The sequence below is a fragment of the Rhizobium sp. 01N424 genome, assembly GCF_056399485.1.
Window position 1 is genome coordinate 254,707 of the sequence record NZ_JBFTRK010000002.1, and the last position, 12,584, is coordinate 267,290.

Below are 12,584 nucleotides of genomic sequence, written 5' to 3' on the forward strand. Positions count from 1 at the left end.
CAGCAGTCTTTACGTCAGAAACCGGCCGCGTCGACCACGCCCTGGTCGCATCCGAACGAGGTTCGTCCCGCCCCCCGGATCAGCTTTCCGAGATTATCGGCAGAGCCTGACGCCACCGCGTCCTCAGACAAGCCGATCGTCAGCTCGCTGATAACCCGCACGCCGCCTGCCCGGCGGCAGCTCATCTTCACCCGGTCGGAAGCGCCAGCGCCAAAACTCTTGTCGAAGGCCGCCTTGATCTGATCGGCGCTGACAGACTTGCCGACATTGGCGGCAAACAGCTCGCGCACCGCCGATGCATTAAGATCGCCGATCAGCCGCACGGCCGTGCCGAAATAGGCGTCGGCCGAGAGTTTCGTGCAGGTGCCGTGCTTGGTCCACTCGTGACGCTCGAGCGCCGATTGAGTGCCGGGCATCGCTTTTGCCAGCGCCGCGGCATTCTCCGGCGTCAGCTTGACCTCAGGCAACGACCGCCAGTCGCCATCCTTGTCCGCCGCCTGCTCCTCCTTCGAGACGCCGCAATAATTCTGCCGCATCGGCCAGAGACCATGGAGGGTAAAATTGGTCGCGTCGAAGCGATCCCGCGTCTGGCTGGCGCATTCCGGCTTCTTCTGGTTCGTCTGGCAAAAGGCCGGTTGCCAGCTTGCAGCGAGAATGAAACGCGTGCGCCCCTGGCCTTCCTGTGCGAAAGCCGAAGCCGCCAACAGGCCTGACAAAGCCACAATTGCCGCATGCAGAAAGAACCTGCTCATCTCCATCCCCTAGATAGAACAATACAAGAACAAGTAAGCACGAAGCGCAACGTTCCGCAACCCTGAATCGCAGCATTTTCCCCTGCAAATCGCCGCAGGCCCGCTTGCATTTGACGGCCGATCTGATCTTCTGCGCGCCGGGAGGATCGGATGTTTTCGCAAACACAATGGCTTAACGTGGCAGGCGCCTCGCTCGCCTTTCACAGCGAGACGGCCGCAGGCGCGCCACGCGGTATCCTCGTCGTCTGCCACGGCCTAGCCGAGCATTCGAAACGCTATCAGCGCTTTGCGGAGGCTATGGCGGCGCGTGGCTATCATGTCTTTGTGCACGATCATCGCGGCCACGGCGAGACCAAGGCGCCGGATGCGCCGATCGGGCAGTTCGCGAGGCGCGACGGTGTATCCCGCGTGATCGATGACGTCGCCGCCATGCGCGATCATGCAGCGAGTCTGCACCCGGGGTTCCCCGTTATCCTCTTCGGCCATTCGATGGGCGGGCTGATCGCGCTCAACGCCGCGCAGACCTATCCGGAAAAATTCGATGCGGTCGCCATCTGGAACTCGAACTTCGCCGTTGGCCTTTCCGGTCGCGCCGCACAGGTGATCCTGCGCGCCGAAAAGGCGCTGAAGGGCTCAGACGTGCCGAGCGGTATGCTGCCGAGATTGACCTTCGCCGCCTGGGGCAAGTCCATTCCCGGCCACACCACGGAATTCGACTGGCTGTCACGCGATCCGGCGGAGGTCGCGAAATATATCGCCGACCCGCTCTGCGGCTTCGATGCCTCGGTATCGATGTGGCTCGATGTCTTCGAGCTTACCTTCCGGGCAACGGAAAAGGAGCAACTCGACCGTCTTCCGAAGGATCGTCCGATCCATCTTATCGGCGGTGGGCAGGATCCGGCAACGGAGCGCGGAAAAGCCGTTCTATGGCTCTCAAACCATTTGAAACGGCAGGGCTTCTCCCGTATCACCACTGAAATATATCAGGACTTCAGGCACGAGACCTTGAACGAGACCGGCGCAGCAGGCGCCATCTCGGCCTTCGCCGATTGGTGCGACGGCGCGGTCATGCGGTCCTGACGGGAACATTCCACATGGCAGGCGCGGCAATGAAGACGAACACCTCCTCCGAAGTCACCATGGGCCTGGCGCTCATGCTTCTGTCGGTGCTGTTTTCACCGCTGATCGACATCTTCGCCAAGCTGGCGATCGCCACCGTCCCGTCGGCGGAGATCACCGCCGCGCGTTTCGCCGTCCAGGCGATCTGCATGCTACCTGTCGTCATCTGGCGCAAGAACCTCGCCGACCTGTCGTGGAAGCAGACCTTCTATCACGCGATCCGCGGGATCATCATGACCATCTCGATGATCTCCTTCGTCGCGACGCTGAAATACATGTCGGTCGCCGATGCCATCGCCATCTTCTTTGTCGAGCCGATCATCCTGACGATCCTCAGCAGCATCTTCCTCGGCGAAGCCATCGGCTGGCGGCGCTACACAGCCTGCGGCGTCGGCTTCTTCGGCGCCATCCTGATCATACAGCCGAGCTTCCAGGAAGTCGGCTTCGTGGCGCTGCTGCCCGTCGTCAGCGCCGTCTGCATCGCCATTTCGGCGATGATGAACCGGGCCTTGGCGCAACGCGAAGACCCCTGGGTCATGCAGTTTCAGATGGGCCTCTGGGGCCTGCTGTTCTGCGCCATCATTCTCTATGTCGGCGAAGGAAGCGGCTCCGACGTCTTCGATCCGGTCATGCCCTCCACTATCGCCTTCGGCTACCTCGCGGGCGTCGGAGTCATGGCAGCGATCGCCGGCATTCTCGGCGTCTATGCCTATCGCGCCGCCCCGGCATCGACGCTGGCGCCGCTGCAATATTTCGAGATCGTCTCGGCGACGATCTTCGCCTGGCTGGTCTTCGGCGATTTCCCGGATGCCATCAAATGGCTCGGTATCCTGATCATCATCGCTTCGGGCCTCTACATCATCTGGCGCGAGCGGCGCTTTGCATCCAAGCCCGTATCCGATACATCTGAGGCAACACGGGCGCCGTAATCCGCACGCGGGAGGAACATGACGGTCAGCAGCAAAAAGCCGCCGCTTGCAGGCATCAGGGTCATCGAACTGGCCCGCGTGCTTGCCGGTCCCTGGGCCGGGCAGATGCTGGCCGATCTCGGCGCCGACGTCATCAAGGTCGAAAACCCCGATGGTGGCGACGATACGAGGCAATGGGGGCCGCCCTTCGTCGAGGGCGCTGACGGCGAAAATCTTTCCGCCGCCTACTACCATTCCACCAACCGCAACAAGCGCTCGATCACCGCCGACCTCAAGACAGAGGAAGGCCAGGCGCTGGTCCGCCGTCTGGCTGCGACAGCCGACGTGCTGATCGAGAATTTCAAGCTCGGCGGTCTCGTCAAATACGGTCTCGATTACGAGAGCCTGCGCCAGATCAATCCCAAACTCGTCTATTGCTCGATCACCGGTTTCGGCCAGACCGGCCCCTATGCCAATCTCGCCGGCTACGACTACATCGTCCAGGGCATGTCGGGCTTCATGTCCGTCACCGGTGAACCTGATGGCCAACCGATGAAGGCCGGCGTTGCCATCGCCGATATCTTCACCGGCATCTATGCCGTCTCGGCCATCGAGGCGGCACTGATCCACGCGCTGAAGTCAGGCGAAGGCCAGCTGGTCGATATGGCGCTGCTCGATGTGCAGTCCGCCATTCTTGCGAACCAGAACATGAACTATCTGGTCTCGGGCAAGGCGCCGGTGCGGCTCGGCAACGCGCATCCGAACATCTCGCCCTACGAAGTCATCCCGGCCGCGGATGGCTATCTCATTCTCGCCGTCGGCAATGACGGCCAGTTCCGCCGCCTCTGCACCATCCTCGGCCTCGACGGCATCGGCGAGGACGAGCGTTTCGCCACCAACAAGGCGCGCGTCGCCAACCGCGACGAGGTTCGCCGCCTGGTTTCCGGCAAGACATTGAACTGGCAGAAGGCCGATCTCCTGAAGGCCTGCGAGGACAATGCCGTGCCGGCCGGCGCGATCAATACGATCGAGGAGATGTTCGCCGATCCGCAGGTCATTGCCCGCGGCCTGCGGCTCGATCTCGCCGATGCCGCAGGAACGATGATCCCGACGGTTCGAACCCCAGTGGTTCTCTCGGAAACACCGCTACGCTACGAAAGACCGAGCCCGCGCCTCGGCCAGCACCAGGAGGAGGTGCTGGCCGAACTCGAAGCGTTGGAACGGAAGGCACAAGGGAGGGAACAGGCATCATGAGAAAGACCGGCGGAGAATTGATCGTCGAAGCGTTAAAGGCAAATGGCGTCACCCGCCTTTCCTGCGTGCCCGGCGAAAGCTTCCTCGCGGTCCTCGATGCCCTTCACGACAGCGATATCGAAGTCGTCGTCTGCCGCCAGGAAGGTGGTGCTGCGATGATGGCCGATTGCTGGGGCCGCCTGACCGGCGAGCCCGGCATCTGCATGGTCACCCGTGGCCCCGGCGCCACCAACGCTTCGGCCGGTCTCCACATCGCCCGCCAGGATTCGATCCCGATGATCCTGTTCATCGGCCAGGTCCAGCGCGATGCCCGCGAGCGCGAAGCCTTCCAGGAGGTCGAGTTCCGCAGGGCGCTGACGGAATATGCCAAATGGGTCGGCGAGATCGATGATGCAGCACGTATCCCGGAATTCGTCACCCGCGCCTTTTCCATCGCCACATCCGGCCGTCCCGGCCCCGTCGTCTTGTCATTGCCCGAAGATATGTTGCGCGACGCGGTCGAAGCACCCCGCGCCAAGCCCTATGCCCGCGTTGCCGCCTATCCCGGCCGCCGTCAGGTCGATGATTTCTACATGCGGCTGCTCAAGGCCGAGCGCCCTCTGGTGATCCTCGGCGGCACCCGCTGGGATGCCGATGCGGTCGCCGATTTCCGCGCCTTCGCCGAGCGCTTCCAGCTGCCGGTCGGCTGCTCCTTCCGCCGCCAGATGCTGTTCGATCATCTGCATCCGAGCTATGCCGGCGATGTCGGCATCGGCATCAACCCGGCTCTGGCGAAAGAGATCAAGGAAAGCGACCTGCTGATCCTGCTCGGCAGCCGCATGTCGGAAATGCCGTCGTCAGGCTATACGCTGATCGATATCCCCTATCCCCAGCAGCAGCTCGTCCATATCTACCCCGATGCATCTGAGCTCGGCCGCATCTATCGCCCGGATCTCGCCATCTGCGCGTCGCCGCAGGATTTCGTCGATGCACTGGCCGATCTCGAAGCGCCGGGCGAACCGCGCTGGGCAGAGCGTACCGAGCGCATGCACCAGGCCTATCTCACATGGTCGAAGCCGCCGCAAACCGGCCCCGGCCCGGTGCAGATGGGGCCGATCATGGACTGGATCGAAGGCAATACCCGCGCCGATGCGATCTTCACCAATGGCGCCGGAAACTACGCCACCTGGCTGCACCGCTTCCATCGCTTTCGGCAGTTCAATACGCAGGCAGCCCCGACCTCAGGCTCGATGGGCTACGGCGTGCCCGCCGCCGTTGCCGCCAAGCAGCTCTTTCCGGAGCGCGAGGTGATCTGCTTTGCCGGAGACGGCTGCTTCATGATGCATGGCCAGGAATTCGCCACCGCCGTGCGCTATAACCTGCCGATCATCGTGCTTGTCATCAACAACGGCATCTACGGCACGATCCGCATGCATCAGGAGCGGGAATATCCGGGACGCGTCAGCGGCACCGATCTCACCAACCCTGACTTCGCCGCCCTTGCCCGCGCCTATGGCGGCCATGGCGAAACCGTCGAAACGACCGCAGAGTTCGTGCCCGCCTTCGAGCGCGCCCGTGCCAGCCGCAAGCCGGCGATCATCGAGATCAAGCTCGATCCTGAAGCCATCACACCGGCCCGCACGCTGACGCAGATCAGGACGAAGAGCTGAGGGCTCTAAACAAAAAGCCGGTGAGCGAACCCACCGGCTTCAGATTTCGGCGATGGCCGAAAAATCAGTCGATCGCCGCGGTGACGATGAACTCGACCTTGTATTTCGGTGCAGCAAGCTTGGCTTCGCTGGTGGCGCGGGCCGGGGTGTTGGCCGGATCGACCCAGGCTTCCCAGGCAGCGTTCATTTCCGCGAAGTCGGCAATGTCGGAGAGGTAGATCAGCGTCTGCAGGATCTTCGACTTGCTGGAACCGGCAGCCGCCAGCAGGCGGTCGACTTCCGCAAGAGCGGCCTTGCACTGATCCGTAACGCTCTCGCCTTCGGCAACCTGGCCGGCGAGATAGACGGTGTTGCCGTGGACGACGGCGCCGCTCATGCGGGGACCGGGGCCAATGCGCTTGATGCTCATGGTTTTCTCCTGATTTTCTTATGGAATGAAGGGCGCGGACAAAACCGCGCCGCAGGGTCAGCCGCGAATATGAAGGGTCTTCTGATAGATCGCGGTGGAACGGGCGCCGGAGCGGCAGTAGCCGAGCATCGGGCGCGGGAATTCTTCAAGCGCGTCGACCATGCCGGTCACGGCTTCCTCGGTAACACCCATGGTGCCGACAGGCACATGTGCGATCTCCAGGCCAAGCTCCTTGGCGCGTGCCGCAATCACGGAAAACGGCGTCTGGTCAGGGCTTTCCTGGTCCGGGCGATGACAGACGATCGACTTGAAACCCAGAGCCTTGATCTGGTCGAGATCCTCGACCGCAATCTGGCCGGATACCGAATAGTCGTCGTCGATCTGGCGGATGTCCATCACGCGTACCTCCTGAAAATGAACGGCAGAAGCTCTACGATGCGCGACCGCGAGCGTCAACAATTGTTAGCTCATACAAAGGCGAAGGTCAGCGCATAGCTGCGGCTTTCGCCGGGCTTCAGCATGTTGAATTCGCCCGCCGCCTCCAGCTCGCTGCGCAGCACCCAGCGATGCGAGACCGGCTCGATGCCGAGAATATGCGCCGGTGCATTCTGGTTGCGCCAGACCTGCAGGTGCGGCAGCGTATCGGAGCGCGTGCGCACCCTCAGGGTCTTGCCATGCACGGCCTTCATCGGCCCGAGGCGTACTTCGGCAAAGCCACCTTCGGTCGCCGGTGCCTCGACGCAGAACAACCCGCCGAGTTCGTCGCCGAAGGTCCAGGGGAGGCCGCCGTCTTCCAGCATCTTGCCTTCGAGCCGGGTGCCCTCGTCGAACCATTTGCCGCCGACATTCATATGATACATCAGGAAGGTCGGGACGGTCTGATCGCTGGTATTGATGACCTTGTCCTCGAGTGAGACCTCGCCTGTTTGGCCATCGATCTTCCAGAGGCGCTCGATGCGCTGCGGCAGTCCCTCGACAGTGATGAGGTCGATATCGGCGCGGCATTCGGCATTGCCGTTTTCGAACTTGGTCCACAGCACCTTCGCCTTGTGGCCGGAAACCGAGCCATGCAGCGGATAGATCGCGCCGTCGGCGCGGCCCGGGATCGGCTCGCGGTGACGGATATGGTCGGGGCCGCAGGTAAACAGGAAGCCTTCGAGCGAATGGTCGATACGCGGGTCGCCGTCATCCGGAATGGCGCGCTTGGGCGAAATATCGACGCCATCGACGACGCAGGCGCCGATATCCATCACCGACGTTTCGTCCAGCATCAGGCGCGGCCCCTTGGCGGCTGCAAACTCGATCATTTCAATCCCTCCCCCTGTCTCAAAACTGCCGTAGCGTTAGGGGCAGCGCAAGGTTTCGTCAATCACGTCGCGCATGATTGCCCGCGACCGGCGATCCGCTGAGGAACCACCGTGGCAAACCAAACGTTTAGCTTCACGCAAGTGATCACGGATATTTTCATAATTTGTTCAGTACGAATTCATAAATTCCACACTAGCGTCAAAATTCGCGGGTGTGTGTCGGCCCAGTCCCTGCTTGAGGTGCAAGACGTGAATCGCATTCTGAAATACGGCCTTTCGCTCGCCGCTGTCGTTCTGGCCGTCACATCCGTCGCGCCGGTCGCGGACGCGCAGCAATATGGCCGCCGCCAGCGCGACGTTGTCATGGTCACGCCGGATGGCCAGATCGTTGACTATATCCCGCCGGGCGCCGACGTCTATTATTCGCGCGACCGCAACGGCAATCGCGTTCTCGTCGACAGCTACGGTAATGTCGTCGCCACCGAAATGCGCTCCAAGGGATATTATCCTGCGGCTCCATCGCGCGATCCCTATAACAACGATCCCTATAATGCCGAGAGCGGCGATCAGACGCGCTATGGCAGCACCCGCTACATGGAGCGCGGCGCAGTCACCGGCGCGATCCCGCGTGACGGAAGCATCGAGCGTCAGCCGCTCGATCAGCCCTATCCTGATAACGGCGACTATGCGGCGATCGATCCCGATCAGCAGGCACCTCAGGCACAGCAGCCAAGGGCACCCGAAGAGCCCGCGATCACCCTGAAGGGCAAGTCGAAGCCGGAGATCGTCGCACTGCAGGTGTTCCTCGACCGCTCCGGCATCTCGCCCGGCGTCATTGACGGACACATGGGCTCGAACGTCACCAAGGCGATCTATGCCTATAACCAGATGACCGGCGAAAATCTCGATCCGAACAATACCGACGCGATCCTTGAACAGCTGCGCCTGTCGGGCGGCCTGCCTGTTATCAGCTATACCATCACCCCTGCAGACGCGGCTGGCCCCTATGTCGCCGAGATTCCGGAAGACTACGCACACAAGGCGCTTCTGCCGTCGCTCGCCTATACGTCCACGACCGAGATGCTGGCCGAGCGTTTCCACATGGACGAAGCCTTCCTGAAGGAAATGAACCCCGGCGCCGACTTCACTGTCCCCGGCACCATCATCAAGGTTGTCAATCCGGGCGACCCGAAGACCGGCACGGTCGCCAAGATACTGGCGGACAAGGCCAAGAAGCAGGTCTTCGCCTACGACGACGCGGGCAACCTGATCGCCGCTTACCCGGCCTCGATCGGTTCCAACGACACGCCCTCGCCGTCAGGCACGGTGCAGGTCGATCGCGTCGCGCTGAACCCGGGCTACACCTACAATCCGAAGATCAACTTCCAACAGGGCGCCAACGACAAGGTCCTGAACATTCCGCCAGGCCCGAACGGCCCGGTCGGCACAGTCTGGATCGCACTCTCCAAGCCGACCTACGGCATTCACGGTACCCCGGAGCCCTCGAAGATCGGCCGCACCCAGAGCCATGGCTGTATCCGCCTGACCAACTGGGATGCGACGGAACTGGCCAAGATGGTCAAGCCCGGCGTCACGGTCGAATTCGTCGATTGATCGCCATGCATTGAAACAAAAAAAGCCGCCGGTGTCCCGGCGGCTTTTTTGTTTTCGGCTTGTGAGATCAGGCTGCGTCACGCATCAGCAGGCCGGAGAGACGTGCCGCAACCGGAAGCTTGACCGGCAGCTTGCGCATCATTTCCTCGGCGAAACAGAGCGCATTCTCGCGGGCCTTTTCGAGGTTCGAGACCCGGGTCGCATCCATGGTGGCGAGCGTGCCGCCGCAATCGAAGATGTCGCGGAAAGCCGAGCGTTCGATGATCGCCGTGTCGAGAACCGGCACGTGACGCTCATTGAGCAGCGCCTTGACCAGCTGCAGCGCGCGGGTCGTGACCATCGAGTTGACGCGGGTCAGGACGACGGAATGACCGATCTTGATGCCTGCCTTCTCATCCAGATACTGCAGCAGTTCCAGAACCTGCGCGCCGCCACGGGCATCCATGGCACAGCCCTGGATCGGGATCAGCACGTGGTCGGAAAGACCGACGGCAGTGGCAAGCAACGGATTGCGCGCGCCCGGCAGATCGATGATGAAATAGTCGGTATTGGCCTTGTTCTCGCTGATATGCAGCGGCAGCGATGCCGAAGTGACGAAGTCGATGACAGAGACGTTCTTCACGTTGCCGGAAATCTCATGCCAGCGGGAAATCCAATGCTGGGGATCGGCGTCCAGAATGGTGACGCGATACCCCTTGCGCGCAAGCTCGGTCGCCAGCAGCAGCACGGCCGTGGTCTTGCCGGCGCCGCCCTTGGTATTTGCAAAAGTAATGACTGGCATATCAGGTCCTCGAAGGGAAAAGTGGCGAGCCGGTTATCGCTCTCATACGCACTTTTCGATTCATCGTGCGGTTAATGCATCCTTTCCAATCGTGGTTAACAAAATCTAAACGGACGACCCGAAATTGCAGCCCGGATTTCTTACATCCCAAGAATTTGGGATGTTTGCAGACAAAAAAAGCCCGGAAAGCCTGCGCTTTCCGGGCCAGCTGGTTGGTCCGCCTTGGTTAACTCAGAAGCAATCTTTGAACAAAGCCTTGGTGTTTTCGAGCGTCATCGTGACAGGATTGCCACCGGCGCTCGGGTCTTCGATCGCCATCGCTGACAATTCGTCGATCCTGTCAGGTGCGATTCCCATCGCCGAGAGGCTTTCGGGAACGCCGAGTTCGGAGCGCAGCTTCAGCACGTAATCATAGAAGCCGTCGAAACCTCCGGCGATGCCGAGATAAGCCGCCGCACGGGCGATCTTCTCTTCGATCACAGCGCGATTGAAACGCAGCACGGCCGGCATCACGACGGCATTGGTCATGCCGTGATGGGTGTTGTAGACGGCGCCGATCGGGTGCGACAGCGCGTGGATGGCACCGAGGCCCTTCTGGAACGCGACAGCGCCCATGGCGGCGGCTGCCATCATGTTGGCGCGGGCTTCCAGATCCGTGCCCTCCTTGTAGGCGCGCGGCAGGAATTCCTTGACCAGACGCATGCCTTCAAGCGCGATACCGGCCGACATCGGATGGTAGAAGGGCGAGGAATAGGCTTCCAGGCAATGCGCGAAGGCATCCATGCCGGTGCCGGCGGTGATGATCTTCGGCATCCCGACGGTCAGTTCCGGATCGGAGATCACGACGCCGGGTAGGAACTTGGGATGGAAGATGATCTTCTTCACATGCGTCGCCGAATTGGTGATGACGCTGGCGCGGCCGACTTCCGAGCCGGTTCCCGCCGTCGTCGGCACGGCAACGATCGGCGCGATGCCTTCGATGCTCGCGCGCGTCCACCAGTCGCCGATATCCTCGAAGTCCCAGACCGGGCGCGTCTGGCCTGCCATAAAGGCCACGCACTTGCCGAGATCGAGACCGGAGCCGCCGCCGAAGGCGACGACGCCGTCATGACCGCCATCCTTGAAAGCCTTGACGCCGGCTTCGAGGTTCTTCTCGTTCGGGTTCGGATCGACATCGGCGAAGATGGCGCGGCCGAGGCCGGCGTCTTCGAGAATGTCGAGGGCGTTCTTGGTGATCGCCATCGAGGCCAGGCCACGGTCGGTGATCAGGAGCGGCTTCTTCATGCCGAGGCTCTTGCAGGCGTCGGCGAGCTCCTTGATGCGGCCGCGGCCGAGCTTGACCGCTGTCGGGTAGCTCCAGTTGGCTGTGATATTGCTGCTCATGCTGTTGCTTTCTTCAGATGGTAGGATTTCGGACGCGTCAGGTTCTGGAAGCCGATGATCGACAGCGAGCCGCCGCGGCCGGTTTCCTTGACGCCGGTCCAGCAAAGCGCCGGATCCAGATAGTCGGCGCGATTCATGAACACCGTGCCGGTTTCAATTTCGCGGCCAAGCCGCCCTGCCCGCTCGGCGTCCTTGGTCCAGAGCGAGGCCGTCAGGCCGTACTGGCTGTCGTTCATCAGCGCCAGCGCTTCGTCATCGCTCTTGACCTTCATGATGCCGACAGCCGGACCGAAGGTTTCTTCGCGCATGAAGGCCATCGAGTGGTCGACATTGACGAGGATCTGCGGGGCGAGATAGGCGCCGCCGTCGTCCTGAGGGAAGAGCTTCGGATCGACCAGCGCCTTGGCGCCCTTGGAAACCGCATCGGCGATCTGATCGCGCACCACCTTGGCAAAGCGCTTGTGCGCCATCGGGCCCAGCGATGTTTCAGGATCGAGCGGATTGCCGAGCTTGTAGTTCGAGACCCAGGCAACCGACTTCTCGACGAAGCTGTCGTAGAGCGACTCGTGCACATAGATGCGCTCGATACCACAGCAGCACTGACCGGAATTGTAGGTCGCGCCATCCATCAGCGTATCGACGGCAGCGTCGAGATCGGCATCTTCCATGACATAGCCCGGATCCTTGCCGCCGAGCTCAAGGCCGAGACCGGTGAAGGTACCAGCCGCCGCCCGCTCCATGGAGCGACCACCTTCGACCGAGCCGGTAAAGTTGACGAAGTTGAAGCTACCAGCCGCGATCAGAGCCGAGGTCGTCTGGTGATCGAGGAAGACATTCTGGAAGACATCTTCAGGGACACCGGCCTCGACGAAAGCCTGTACGAGACGCTCGCCGACCAGCAGCGTCTGCGACGCATGCTTCAGCACAACGGTATTGCCCGCCATCAACGCCGGAGCGATCGTGTTGATCGCCGTCATGTAAGGATAGTTCCAGGGCGCCACGACGAAGACGACGCCATGGGCTTCGCGCTCGATGCGGCGCTCGAACTTGTCGCTCTCTTCAACGACGAGCGGTGCCAGCGCCTCAGCCGCGATCGAGGCCACGTAATTGGAGCGCTCGTTGAAGCCCTTGTACTCGCCGCCATAACGGATCGGTCGGCCCATCTGCCAGGCGATCTCGGGCACGACGACGTCCGACATCTCGTTGAGACGCGCGACACCCTTTAGAACCAGCTGAACGCGATCTTCGAGCCGGCGCTTCGCCCAGCTCTTCTGCGCCTTGCGCGCCCGCGCCACGGCTTCCTTCGCCGCCTCGAGCGGCAGCGCCGGACGCTCCGCGTAAACCGATCCGTCGACCGGCGATATGCATTGGATCATTGCCATGATCTTCATCCTATGTTTTTCGCGAC

Annotated in this window: 12 protein-coding genes; 5 read left to right on the forward strand and 7 right to left on the reverse strand. The window is 61.8% G+C overall.

The features are described from left to right. Positions 1-14: 14 nt before the first annotated feature. Positions 15-752 carry a ribonuclease T2 family protein gene (locus AC1DNK_RS06945; RefSeq protein WP_477940166.1) on the reverse strand — a complete coding sequence of 246 codons (738 nt, stop codon included), beginning with the start codon at positions 750-752 and terminating at the stop codon, positions 15-17. A 150-nt stretch (positions 753-902) separates the two neighbouring features. Between AC1DNK_RS06945 and AC1DNK_RS06950 the strand changes: the two genes are divergently transcribed. Genes AC1DNK_RS06950 through AC1DNK_RS06965 form a run of 4 tightly spaced genes read left to right on the forward strand, consistent with a single transcriptional unit; the run spans position 903 to position 5,682 of the window. Further along, positions 903-1,832 (forward strand): lysophospholipase, encoded by a 930-nt coding sequence (locus AC1DNK_RS06950; RefSeq protein WP_477940167.1) that lies wholly within the window; start codon positions 903-905, stop codon positions 1,830-1,832. A 29-nt stretch (positions 1,833-1,861) separates the two neighbouring features. Then, positions 1,862-2,800, forward strand: a complete 939-nt coding sequence (locus AC1DNK_RS06955; protein WP_477940168.1) for a DMT family transporter — start codon at positions 1,862-1,864, stop codon at positions 2,798-2,800. 18 nt (positions 2,801-2,818) lie between these two features. Next, positions 2,819-4,033: a succinate--glutarate CoA-transferase gene (caiB, locus tag AC1DNK_RS06960; protein WP_477940170.1), complete on the forward strand. Its 1,215-nt coding sequence runs from the start codon at positions 2,819-2,821 to the stop codon at positions 4,031-4,033. Further along, complete coding sequence (locus AC1DNK_RS06965; RefSeq protein ID WP_477940171.1) at positions 4,030-5,682, forward strand: thiamine pyrophosphate-binding protein; 1,653 nt, start codon at positions 4,030-4,032, stop codon at positions 5,680-5,682. The genes caiB and AC1DNK_RS06965 overlap by 4 nt, the downstream gene beginning before the upstream one ends. A 64-nt stretch (positions 5,683-5,746) precedes the next feature. Here the strand turns inward: AC1DNK_RS06965 and AC1DNK_RS06970 are convergent, their stop codons facing one another. From AC1DNK_RS06970 to AC1DNK_RS06980, 3 genes are all read right to left on the reverse strand, one after another. Further along, positions 5,747-6,091: a RidA family protein gene (locus AC1DNK_RS06970; protein ID WP_112386956.1), complete on the reverse strand. Its 345-nt coding sequence runs from the start codon at positions 6,089-6,091 to the stop codon at positions 5,747-5,749. A 57-nt stretch (positions 6,092-6,148) separates the two neighbouring features. Further along, positions 6,149-6,487: a protein tyrosine phosphatase family protein gene (locus AC1DNK_RS06975; protein ID WP_477940900.1), complete on the reverse strand. Its 339-nt coding sequence runs from the start codon at positions 6,485-6,487 to the stop codon at positions 6,149-6,151. Between the two features lie 71 nt (positions 6,488-6,558). Continuing rightward, positions 6,559-7,398 (reverse strand): DUF4432 family protein, encoded by an 840-nt coding sequence (locus AC1DNK_RS06980; protein ID WP_477940172.1) that lies wholly within the window; start codon positions 7,396-7,398, stop codon positions 6,559-6,561. Positions 7,399-7,647: 249 nt separating this feature from the next. Between AC1DNK_RS06980 and AC1DNK_RS06985 the strand changes: the two genes are divergently transcribed. Beyond that, the gene (locus AC1DNK_RS06985) at positions 7,648-9,012 is read left to right on the forward strand and encodes a L,D-transpeptidase (protein ID WP_112387446.1); all 1,365 of its coding nucleotides are present in this window, start codon (positions 7,648-7,650) and stop codon (positions 9,010-9,012) included. A 67-nt stretch (positions 9,013-9,079) separates the two neighbouring features. Here AC1DNK_RS06985 and AC1DNK_RS06990 read toward each other — a convergent pair whose 3' ends face one another. From AC1DNK_RS06990 to AC1DNK_RS07000, 3 genes are all read right to left on the reverse strand, one after another. Then, positions 9,080-9,793, reverse strand: a complete 714-nt coding sequence (locus AC1DNK_RS06990; protein ID WP_112386953.1) for a ParA family protein — start codon at positions 9,791-9,793, stop codon at positions 9,080-9,082. A 231-nt stretch (positions 9,794-10,024) separates the two neighbouring features. Continuing rightward, positions 10,025-11,176: an iron-containing alcohol dehydrogenase gene (locus AC1DNK_RS06995; protein WP_477940174.1), complete on the reverse strand. Its 1,152-nt coding sequence runs from the start codon at positions 11,174-11,176 to the stop codon at positions 10,025-10,027. Next, the gene (locus tag AC1DNK_RS07000) at positions 11,173-12,558 is read right to left on the reverse strand and encodes an aldehyde dehydrogenase family protein (protein WP_477940175.1); all 1,386 of its coding nucleotides are present in this window, start codon (positions 12,556-12,558) and stop codon (positions 11,173-11,175) included. Before AC1DNK_RS07000 ends, AC1DNK_RS06995 begins: the two co-directional genes overlap by 4 nt. Positions 12,559-12,584 lie beyond the last annotated feature (26 nt).

What these genes read in the sequence shown, in the direction of transcription:
- AC1DNK_RS06945 (WP_477940166.1), bottom strand. Translation starts at nt 752, where the DNA reads ATGAGCAGGTTCTTTCTGCATGCGGCAATTGTGGCTTTGTCAGGCCTG.
- AC1DNK_RS06950 (WP_477940167.1), top strand. Translation starts at nt 903, where the DNA reads ATGTTTTCGCAAACACAATGGCTTAACGTGGCAGGCGCCTCGCTCGCC.
- AC1DNK_RS06955 (WP_477940168.1), top strand. Translation starts at nt 1,862, where the DNA reads ATGAAGACGAACACCTCCTCCGAAGTCACCATGGGCCTGGCGCTCATG.
- caiB (WP_477940170.1), top strand. Translation starts at nt 2,819, where the DNA reads ATGACGGTCAGCAGCAAAAAGCCGCCGCTTGCAGGCATCAGGGTCATC.
- AC1DNK_RS06965 (WP_477940171.1), top strand. Translation starts at nt 4,030, where the DNA reads ATGAGAAAGACCGGCGGAGAATTGATCGTCGAAGCGTTAAAGGCAAAT.
- AC1DNK_RS06970 (WP_112386956.1), bottom strand. Translation starts at nt 6,091, where the DNA reads ATGAGCATCAAGCGCATTGGCCCCGGTCCCCGCATGAGCGGCGCCGTC.
- AC1DNK_RS06975 (WP_477940900.1), bottom strand. Translation starts at nt 6,487, where the DNA reads ATGGACATCCGCCAGATCGACGACGACTATTCGGTATCCGGCCAGATT.
- AC1DNK_RS06980 (WP_477940172.1), bottom strand. Translation starts at nt 7,398, where the DNA reads ATGATCGAGTTTGCAGCCGCCAAGGGGCCGCGCCTGATGCTGGACGAA.
- AC1DNK_RS06990 (WP_112386953.1), bottom strand. Translation starts at nt 9,793, where the DNA reads ATGCCAGTCATTACTTTTGCAAATACCAAGGGCGGCGCCGGCAAGACC.
- AC1DNK_RS06995 (WP_477940174.1), bottom strand. Translation starts at nt 11,176, where the DNA reads ATGAGCAGCAATATCACAGCCAACTGGAGCTACCCGACAGCGGTCAAG.
- AC1DNK_RS07000 (WP_477940175.1), bottom strand. Translation starts at nt 12,558, where the DNA reads ATGGCAATGATCCAATGCATATCGCCGGTCGACGGATCGGTTTACGCG.